Genomic DNA, 10063 nt, shown 5'->3' on the forward strand with positions numbered 1-10063 from the left:
CCTTTCTGGCAATTTAGAACATATTAGTTCAGTGATATCTCTCTTAATCGATCGTAAATGAGGTTTGCATCCTTCAAAAGAGAAGCAGATAAAGCATTTGTACCAATTTCTCGTGGTCTAGGTTGACGTATCCCAGATGCCGATGAAACCAATGCGTCAGGATCGCAACTTTCCACTACCTCTGCCAAGCTTCTGAGTCCGCCTATGGGATTTTCACACAACGCCTCGTAGTCCAAAAAGTTAAGAAAATCAGCGTTTTCTTGCAGAAGATACTTGTAACTAGCAACCCAATACTCCAACCAGAAAGCTAGAGATCGAGCATCTCTGGACTCACGTCGGTCAAACCAACCATCGAAATCTATTGGGCGTAAATTTTGTCCGAAATCGTAATGACCTATTGCTTTCATGTAATCTGAAGCAAACGAATCCGCCTCGTGAATCTGCAAGAAATTAAGGTGCTGCTGTAGTAAAGAGCTTGCATGGTGTAGGGGATGTCGAAATGGAATGATAATCACTGAATCTGGGAAGAGTCTTTTCAATATCCTGGTGCGTGCAATATTGGCGTTGTTCTTCGATACATAACGTACAGAAGGTGCTGAATTTCCACGACGCAGTAAAATAATCTTACGCAGATGAGAATCGAAAAACTCATTAAATTCTAAATTCTCTTCATTGTCCCAAGGAATAATCCGATCTTTTTGGTAGTGACGTTTCCAGAAAGTTTTCCAGACCACTTCTTCTAATGCTTCGTAGCTGTCTGGGCTGATTTTCATGCCATCACCATGAGCGCGCTCCGTTGACTCGACGGTTTGCTGAAAACTTTGAGCAAAACGATTCCATAAACAGGGAATTAGCACAAACGGCATATCGCGGTAGCAGTGAGAGGCAAACTCAGGTAAGTCTGCACAGCATTCGAGAAGTAATGTTGTTCCAGCGCGAGGAAGTGCAGTAATGAAAACAGGTCGTTCTGTTTGACAATTGGCAAGCTGCTTAGAAAACATTGTATCTTCCACATCGGCAATTGCTATCTGTGCAGTGTAAGTATTAAACGCCAACTGATGCAAAGTTCGATCCAGATTTGAGTAACTACTTGCTTGAGTCTCACTATTGGGGTGTTGCTTACGAGGTTTGATACCAAGTACCACAAAAACCAGTACACTACTGAAGATGAGAAATGCTGGTGAAAAAGTTGTGTCCAAAGTAAAAGCCAGAGAAAGCCAGCCAAAGCGATCGCCAAACCACAAAACTCCCAAGGGAATCAAAACAGCGAACGCTCCTCCCAAAGCTAGAGTAAAGAAAGATCCAAACAATTTCTGGGAATTCTTTTGAAGCTTCACCTCTTTCTCTTCATCACTCAGTTGGGGAGAACGAATAATATTTAAAGATTGATTAGCTACACGTACAACGCCCCTGCTTTTGTTAACCAGTCCCAAAAGCTGAAAGAGAAAAACAAAGCCCGCAACCAGAATTATTGCGCCGATCCACTGGCTCATTCTTCTTCTCCTTGTTGATCCTTTTTCGACTGCTTACGCTTCTGCAAAAGCCTTTTGATGGGATACCACAGAAAGCCAAAAATAGCAGCAATTACACCAGCGATAATAGCAAGCAACGCCCCCAGAGCAGCTATTCCCGCACCCGGCCCTACATATGCCATAGCAGGTTGGGGTACCAAGATGACCAAAAAGAGAGCAAACATAAAAATGCCGACAAATGATGATTTCTTCATTTTTTGAGCCTCACAAAACTAATTATTGATAAATTTTTGCTTATGTTATGGTTCTATTTTTCACTATTAAAATTATTAAATAGATAAGTGTACTCAGAGGGTAAACGTTGCACCTCTCCCACAATGCCGACAACTCCTTCGTCAACATAATTGATGTATTGCCAGACAACTTCACCCTGGCGATCGATTTCAAAACCTCTCCCAGCCTTAGATTCTGTAATCAGCAAATTACCATTTGGTTGCCACTGGTGTTTCCCCATGACGTTAGTGAAAAAAGGTTTTTCTACAGTTCCTTCAAAAAACACATCGGTTGTATTTTCTTTTGCTGACATGATTAAAATACGACTTTGGCGAAGATTTGCTTCAACAGCACTAATATTATTGTTGTCAAAAACAGAAAAACTATTTCCATCTATAAAGTCAGGGTCATGCTGCCGTACAACTTGACCTATGGAAATAAACTTAATTTTCTCGCTCTCTATATTAAAGACAAAAACTGTATTAATATTACGAAGTGAAACTAGAACATCGCCTTGCTTAAAGAATCCTTCCTCTAATTTGCTGGAGAAAGGTTCGACATCATTTAAGTGCAGTATGTCACTATTACCAAGTATTAGACCATCACCTTTTATTTGTGTAGACTCATTGTTAAGAGTACCTTGATAGAGAAGACCCGTATAGCCATTTTTTTGCAGGATATCCGCAACAGACCACTCTCTTAAAATTTCACCTTCTGGTGACACTTCCAAAATTGTTTCTTCGTAGAATGGCGGTATCAGATGAGGAAAACGAGAATTTCTTCTGGTGTGATATCTACTACCAGATACCCACAAGTTACCATCATCATGCTTGTGAATTGAATGGTGTGTTTGATAAGGTAAACGCCAGACAACTTCTCCTTTGCGGTCTATACGAACCAAGCCTAGATATTCAAAATTAAACACTAAGTCGCCGTTTTCCATAACGACCGCTCCGTGAATATTAGTACCTGGTTTTTCCTTCGGAATATCATTTTCAGGCAAATGTTGCGCATCAGGCCAGATCTCGAACCAGTCGATATCCCATTTGTGAACTATATTACCTTCTATATCAATGATTTCAACAACTATTTGGCGATCTGCTGCCATTTTTGTCACTAAGGTCAAACCTTCGGATGTTTTAGCACTATTACTGTCCACCTCAAAAGGCAGTTTATTCAAACGGATATAATACCAAGGAAGTTTTTCAGAATTACGCTCGCGAATTTTTTCCCACCCTTTTGCTGCTTCATTGTAAAACTGATGGGGGAAAAACTGAAATTCTCTGACGAGATAACCAACATTAAAACTGATAAACACGCTTGAAATAAGGAAAAAGATTAAACTGAATCGTTGCGAAGTCATTTTAATTAAACCGTGAGGTTTTTTGGTGTTTATTGCTTAGACTTTTACTTTGTCGATGTTTCGCAGTGTAGTTTTTTTATAGTATGATATTTCAAGTTGTAGACATTATATATACAGCGTTTTGGTGAGTATATATTGATTCGGCACTTCAGTAAAGTCCTAATCATTGATTAAAATTAACCAGACAAAGAAAAGCAGAAAGATTTACTTTTCAGGCTTATAGTCTGATTCTGTAAAGCGAGAGGATTACAGAATAGCTTTTTGTTTTTGTTCAGCTACTATTTTTTTATCTTTTAGGATGAACTGTTACGTTATGAGATTTCAGCCAGGAAAAATTCAGACTCCAATCATGACAACTTCTCTCATGCCAGATATCCCAAACATTTTTGAGGTAGGCATCGGTTTGTGATTGTGACCAGCCATTGATCAGTGCCAGATGAGCGGAAGCTTTTTCACCATAGCCTTGTAAACCAGCCAGCCCAATATGCTTGACTTGATGGCAACTGGGACATAAAGCAGTTAACCCTTTCAAGGTCTGAATATATTTAAGATCGTCGTAGTGCCAGATTTCATGACATTCTACAGGATGCTTACTACCACGACCACCACAAATTTCACATTTATAATTACTCTGCTTGTAGGTTGCTCTCCTCAACTTGTCCCAGATACTTTTAGAAACATGGTCGCGAACATTAGAAAACCAACAGCTAGAGGGAACTAATTCAACGGTGAGTTGTTTAACGGGAAGCGAATGACATTCAATTTTATAAACAGATAATCTTCCCACTAAAAAATCTGCTTGTTGGCGAAGAAAAACACCATTGAGTTTGAAACTATTAGCATATTCGGCAATGGCTTTTCTCTGATTAATATCTTTTCGATATAATTCTCGCAGTGGGCTGAGAATCTGTTCTTGTTTGGTTATTTTATTCATAATGCCAAGAAAAAAGTTAATGCTTGAAGGCAGATCGCTGTCAATAAAAGCGATCGTGCAACGCCTCACTTCGTGAGATCGTGTTCTTAGCCCTCTCTGCTGTTCTCGCAGTGCCAGGCTACGCCCAATCTCTATTCTGAATAATTAACGGATGGTTACAGAAATTAATCGATTATCTTCCCGCTCCCAAGAGATAAAAATAGACGTAGGGTATTGAATCATTGGGGCGCGAGGAGTTAAGCGATCGCAATAAGCCAACTCACTAACTTATAATTGTAAAGGATGGTGTTTCAGATATGAACCACAACCATTATCACCAATTACCAAAAAAGAGAATTCAGGATTATCGTTATTACCATCATCAATTACAAGTTTAGTTTGTGCGCTCTTTTTTTTGAGTATTGGCTCTTTCCAGCGTACTCTAGGCTTCATTTTGTCTATCTTGACCGCAATTTTAGGATCGGAAACAAAGTTTATTTTATAATTATTAACGATCGATTTAATTAAGCTTAATTAAGCGGTTATTAACAACTGAACGACTGATTACTGACCAATATATAGATTAAAATATGTTTACAAGAATCACTTTAACTTGTAAATTAATACTCTTACTAGTTTTGGGAAAAATTAGCTCCCCAACATAGTCTATGTTTTTAATTGAGATTAATCAATTAGAATAGCAACACAACCAGTACCAACTCTCAATTACGACTCAGGATAAATACATAAAGAAAAATTTATCTCTATACATTTTAGATAAAAAATCTTTATATAAAATTGGTATTTCAGAGTTGGCAGTTATGAGAAAATAATTACCAAACATAGATAAATTCTAAGTTTAAACGACTTAATTAAGTCTCAATTTAAACAAAAATCAATTTGGCTAGTCAGATTATAGAGGCAGTAGCCTAAGTTTTTACTTTTTTTAGAAGAAGCTTCTCTTTTGACTAGAATAATTGCTTAGTGGTAAAGTGTATTACTTAAGTCTCGTAATATACAGTAACTTAGTTTATAAAGCGTCTAATGTGAATCATACATAGAGATTCAAATACTAGCTTAAAAAGCCGTTATCTGTTATTCACTAAATACTATTTTAAATTATTTTTATTGAGAAAACTGTTTTATTCAATTAACTAATCCAATCAACAATCACCATAATGAAGCAGTGTGACGAGGTAAGATTTTTTGATCCCAGAGAATGCGAACCAGAAGAGCCGAGAGAGCACCTCAAAGAGTAGAAAATCCCCAAGTTGAGATCGATCGACAAAGCTAATTTGCATCAAGCCTATAAAGTTCAAGGAGTAAGGCTTATTAGAGCTAAAACTACCGAGTAAATTTATCTCGCAGATGAACTGTACTGGCTTTCATCTTCTCGTTCTTTTTGTAATTTGATTTTTATAATCATGACACCAACCGTAAAGATTAATCCCACGGGGTTATTATCACGAATAGCCAGTTCCAAAAGTTATGGTTGTCTTGAATTAGATGAGGGATTGGTTTCTTGGAAAATTTATTTACAGCATGGCAAATTAAAGTATGTTTACTGTTCTGCACAATTGTTAGACCAGTTTAAGTACTACTTACATTATCTTGGGTGGAAACAAGCCCTAGAAGCCTTAAAATCACCATATTTTACGAAGATACAATCCTTTATACAAGACCAGCCTTCTCACCAAAGTCTCTACAGTAGCGTTATTTCTTGGCTACTAGCAGAACAATATCTCACTTCATTCCAAGGTTCTAAACTGATTGAGCAGATGACTAAAGATGCTTTACAGTCTTGCCTTTGGCTCAATAGAGGTACTTTTTCTTGGCACAATCAAGAACCAATTCCTCCTTGGATTCAAGAACACTTTGGAAATCCTTTATCCTTAAACATATCGGAACATTTGGATCTGGAGCAAAAAAGGCTTCAACAATGGCAAAAATGCTCTACTGAACTGCTTTCTGTTCATCAACGCCCTTATTTTGCTTCTGGTTGGAGTCAAAAATCACTTCCAAGCCCTGGTTCACTGAGTAATAAAACACTCAACAGGCTGGCACAGATAGTACAGGGAAGAATTAGCATTCGTCAACTATCGCTATTGTTACAAAAAAACGAGCTTCATGTAGCACAAATTTTATCTCCGTATATTGACAATAAAATAATTTATTTACGTGATGCTCAATCACCTTTAGATTTGTTGCCTAGCATTCCTCGACCTGAAAAAACAATTCAAAAACCTTCTCAAGTTACATCATTGACTAAGAGAAAAAGAAATATAGTATGCATCGATGATAGTCCGACGATCTTAAAAGAAATTCAACGTTTTTTAGGTCAAGAAAAATTTCAAGTTACAACTATAAACGATCCTGTAAAGGCAGTTCCTATTATTTTTCATGTCAAACCAGATTTGATCTTAATGGATATTAGTATGCCTAGAATCAATGGTTATAAGCTATGTTCATTATTGAGAGGGAGTGAGCATTGTAATGAAACCACTATAATTATGGTGACAGGGAATACTGGTTTAATTGACAAAGCTAGAGCCAAAATAGCTGGCGCAACAGATTATTTAACTAAACCTTTTTCTAAAAAAGGTTTGATGCAAATTGTTGAAAAATATTTAAAGTAAGACAGGATTAAAAGTATCTTTATTAAGCTCAACTGATTAACTTTATCTGGTTCAATAACATTGTTAGAGATTCCTCAAAACAACCAATAAATGAAAAAACATGAAAACTATCTTAATTGTTGATGATTTGCAATCTGAATTAGATTTAATGGCTAAATATTTGACCAATGCTGGTTATAAAATTATTATGGCAACGAATGGCGAAGAAGCGATCGCTAAAATTCAAGAAGTTCATCCTGATGCCATTGTGACTGATTGGATGATGCCCAAAATGGGGGGATTGGACATTTGTCGTAAACTGAAAAAAAACCCTCAAACAGCAGAAATTCCTGTCGTTGCTTGTACCGTTAAAAACAGAGATGTCGATCGGATGTGGGCAAAAAAACAAGGAATCAAGGCGTACGTCACTAAGCCCTGTACCCAAAAAGACTTGGTTAGTGCGCTACGAGAGGCGATGGCTTAATCGTAGAAAGTCATGCCTGTCGTGATGTTTTGAGACATGGGAAATGAGAAGGTTGGAGAGGCAACTAGCCATATTATCCCGCTTGATGGGACTAACGACGAACTATTGAATGACGAACCACAACAACCAGTAATCAGTAATAATGACAACATCTAGCGCAGCTTCCAAAATTCAAGCCAATTTACAGGAGTTATTTAAGGCAAATTTATCTCCTGGTGATGCTTATATCCGATTTCAACTGACATCAAAGATGACAGCTTTACTGTCAATGGAACAGGTGCAAGAGTCATTGATAGTTGAAGCCGAGAAAATAACTCCTTTGCCTGGTATGCCAGAATCCCTCATTGGTATTATGAGTTCGCGCGATCGCGTGTTTTGTGTGTTCGATCTAACTCAGTTGTTAAATTTACCTTCTAAGTTGGTTTCCCCTCGGCAATATCAAATTATCGTGTTGCAAACCACTGACGAAAAATCATTTTATATTGGGTTTGTTGTTAGTCGCCTCCAGGGCATTATGCGTTTAACCGCAGAAAACATTTTGTCATCAGCAGCTCTACCTTCGGACATTGTTCCTTATCTCTGTGGTGCAGTGCAAGACGATGGAAGCATAATTCCTGTCTTAGATTTTAACCGCATCTTAGATAAACTAACCACAATCGCCGATTATGCGGTTTGAGTGCTGCTTACCGATAATTTCGCCAGATTTAGCCCTGTTGAATCGCTATCAAACAAATCAAAAGTATAATTTTCCTCAACTATGGTTACTCAACAAAAATCAAAGCCTACGAATACGCCACAAACACTCACCAGTCCTCATCAAATCCCAGTCAATCCTCCCATCAAACCTGTAGCGAAGAAATTTAAACGAGTCAGTACTCTGCGTCGTCGCTTACTGGTTAGTCTGCTACCAACCGTATTGGTTCCTTTGGCAATAGCTAGTTTTATTGGGAATGTCATTATCGAACGCAAAGCTAAAGCTCAAATAATTGAGACACTTGAGATTGATAACTTTTTAGCCAGTAAATTCGTTGCCAATTTTCTGCAAGATTCTTTTCAAACTATTGATATAGTAGCTGCTAATTCTGAAGTAATGGCAGCCATGAAAGCAGCTAGTGAATTAGCAGAGGAGCAACAGCTTACTCAAAAACCGATTGAAGAATTAGAGAAACAGTTTAGTGAGACTAAACTATTAACCACAGATGAAAAGCTCAATAATTATCTCAAAAAAATAGTTCAATATACTTCAGTGGCAGAAATCTTCTTCACCGAGCGTAATGGCTTGAATATTGCCCATAGTGGTGGTACTAATGCTGATTTTGTTCAGAGAGACGACGATTGGTGGCAAAACAGTTTGGAAGGGCGACGAGAGATCTCAGGATTGGTTTATGATGATTTAGTGCAAGCTAATGTAATTGAGTTATCTGTAGCAGTCAAAGACCCTCGTACTGGGGAATTTCTAGGAGTAATTAAATCTAGTGTTTCTGTAAATAGTTTTAACGCTGAATTTAATAACTTGTACGGAGAAATAGCACAAAATTTTCAATTTCAAATTATTAACTCCAGCGATGGTTTTCTCCTCACTAACGTTGACCCCACAGCAAATGCTGAGGACGGCAGTCCAGGAAGTCAATTGATGACTATAGAAGGTATTGAAATTGTTGGTGGTGAACCCATAAAGCAGGCAGCCAATATCCTAACACAAGTTGTTGATAATTCTTTAAGCTTAGAAGAAGCACAGCAGTCGCTCGCTCAGCAATCAGGCTTTTCTGAAATAAGTCTTAATGTGATTCAAGATCAAATTTTTTCGGAAACAGTTATTACTGCCCTATTCGGATATCAAGACAGACTTTACAGTTTATCCACTGTTCCCAAGACTAATTTGGTATCTATTGGTTCAATAGATTACGGGATAATCGAAAGTGCGGGAAACGAGGTATCTGCAATTTTTCTCTCAACAGCTATTGTCTTAGGTATTTTTTCCTTGTTGATTATCATTCTTCTAGCACGTCAAATCACTAAGCCTTTGACCAATTTATCTGTTACAACCCAAAAAGTAACATCAGGTGATTTAGACATTCAAGTCGATCTAGAGGGTACGTTAGAAACTCGAATTTTGGCGGATAACTTTAACGATCTGGTGAAACAAGTTAAAGAATCTTTGCAAACGCAAACAGTCTTAGCCAATGAACAACAAGCTTTGGCTGATGAAAAACGAAAAGAAAAAGAAGAGCTAGAAACAGCAATTTACATACTCATTGATGAAATCTCCGATGCCACAGAAGGGGATTTAACAGTGAGAGCTAGCTTGGAATCGTTGGAACTAAGTACGGTTGCTGACTTATTTAATGCGATTGTCAGTAGCTTACGGGACATTGCCGTTGAAACCAAACAGTCGGCTAGACAAGTAGGTTCTTCTTTAAGGAAAAATGAAGCAGCTATTCGTCTTTTGGCAGACCAAGCTGCTGGTGAGTCCAGAGAAACTCATAAAACCCTCGTTTGCGTAGAAAAGATGTCTCAATCAATTCAGGTAGTAGCAGAAAATGCCAGTCAAGCAGAAAAGATTGCGGATGATACTTATGATACTGTTTTGTATAGTACCAGTGATATGGATTTAACTGTAGACAGTATTTTAACTCTGCGGGCTACAGTAGGTGAAACGGCTAAAAAAATGAAGCGTTTAGCAGAATCTTCGCAGAAAATCTCCCAAGCAGTTTCTTTTATTGAAGAAATAGCCCTAAAAACTAATATCTTAGCCATTAACGCTACCGTTGAAGCGGGGCGAGCAGGAGAATACGGGGAAGGTTTCACCATTGTTGCAGAACAAGTCGGTGCATTGGCAGAACAATCGGCAGCAGCAACTAAAGAAATTGCCAACATTGTCTCCACAATCCAATCAGCAACCCTAGAAGTCTCTCAAGCAATGGAATCAGGTACAGCCCAAGT

The 10063-nt window shown here is 38.0% G+C and carries 9 protein-coding genes; 4 read left to right on the forward strand and 5 right to left on the reverse strand.

All coding sequences use genetic code 11. The features are described 5' to 3' along the window. Positions 1-23: 23 nt before the first annotated feature. The 5 genes from H1P_RS06560 to H1P_RS06580 all read right to left on the reverse strand — a co-directional run bounded on the left by H1P_RS06560 (position 24) and on the right by H1P_RS06580 (position 4474). Positions 24-1493 (reverse strand): sulfotransferase, encoded by a 1470-nt coding sequence (locus H1P_RS06560; RefSeq protein ID WP_144865321.1) that lies wholly within the window; start codon positions 1491-1493, stop codon positions 24-26. Continuing rightward, on the reverse strand, positions 1490-1726 hold the full coding sequence (locus H1P_RS06565; protein ID WP_222426958.1) for a hypothetical protein: 237 nt from the start codon (positions 1724-1726) through the stop codon (positions 1490-1492). Before H1P_RS06565 ends, H1P_RS06560 begins: the two co-directional genes overlap by 4 nt. 53 nt (positions 1727-1779) lie before the next feature. Beyond that, positions 1780-3063 (reverse strand): arylsulfotransferase family protein, encoded by a 1284-nt coding sequence (locus H1P_RS06570; protein ID WP_186375864.1) that lies wholly within the window; start codon positions 3061-3063, stop codon positions 1780-1782. A 331-nt stretch (positions 3064-3394) separates the two neighbouring features. Further along, a complete protein-coding gene (locus H1P_RS06575; RefSeq protein ID WP_222426959.1) occupies positions 3395-4042 on the reverse strand; it encodes an HNH endonuclease in 648 nt (215 codons plus the stop codon). 267 nt (positions 4043-4309) lie between these two features. Continuing rightward, positions 4310-4474 carry a hypothetical protein gene (locus H1P_RS06580; RefSeq protein WP_186375865.1) on the reverse strand — a complete coding sequence of 55 codons (165 nt, stop codon included), beginning with the start codon at positions 4472-4474 and terminating at the stop codon, positions 4310-4312. Positions 4475-5445: 971 nt separating this feature from the next. On the opposite strand from H1P_RS06580, the gene H1P_RS06585 reads away from it, so the two are divergent. The 4 genes from H1P_RS06585 to H1P_RS06600 all read left to right on the forward strand — a co-directional run. Next, positions 5446-6657: a response regulator gene (locus H1P_RS06585; RefSeq protein ID WP_144865325.1), complete on the forward strand. Its 1212-nt coding sequence runs from the start codon at positions 5446-5448 to the stop codon at positions 6655-6657. Positions 6658-6757: 100 nt separating this feature from the next. Continuing rightward, on the forward strand, positions 6758-7120 hold the full coding sequence (locus tag H1P_RS06590; protein ID WP_144865327.1) for a response regulator: 363 nt from the start codon (positions 6758-6760) through the stop codon (positions 7118-7120). Positions 7121-7262: 142 nt separating this feature from the next. Continuing rightward, positions 7263-7796 carry a chemotaxis protein CheW gene (locus H1P_RS06595; protein WP_144865329.1) on the forward strand — a complete coding sequence of 178 codons (534 nt, stop codon included), beginning with the start codon at positions 7263-7265 and terminating at the stop codon, positions 7794-7796. Between the two features lie 81 nt (positions 7797-7877). Beyond that, on the forward strand, positions 7878-10063 hold a 2186-nt coding region (locus H1P_RS06600; protein WP_144865331.1), incomplete at its 3' end, for a methyl-accepting chemotaxis protein.

The sequence above is a fragment of the Hyella patelloides LEGE 07179 genome (assembly GCF_900659865.1).
Classification (GTDB): domain Bacteria; phylum Cyanobacteriota; class Cyanobacteriia; order Cyanobacteriales; family Xenococcaceae; genus Hyella; species Hyella patelloides.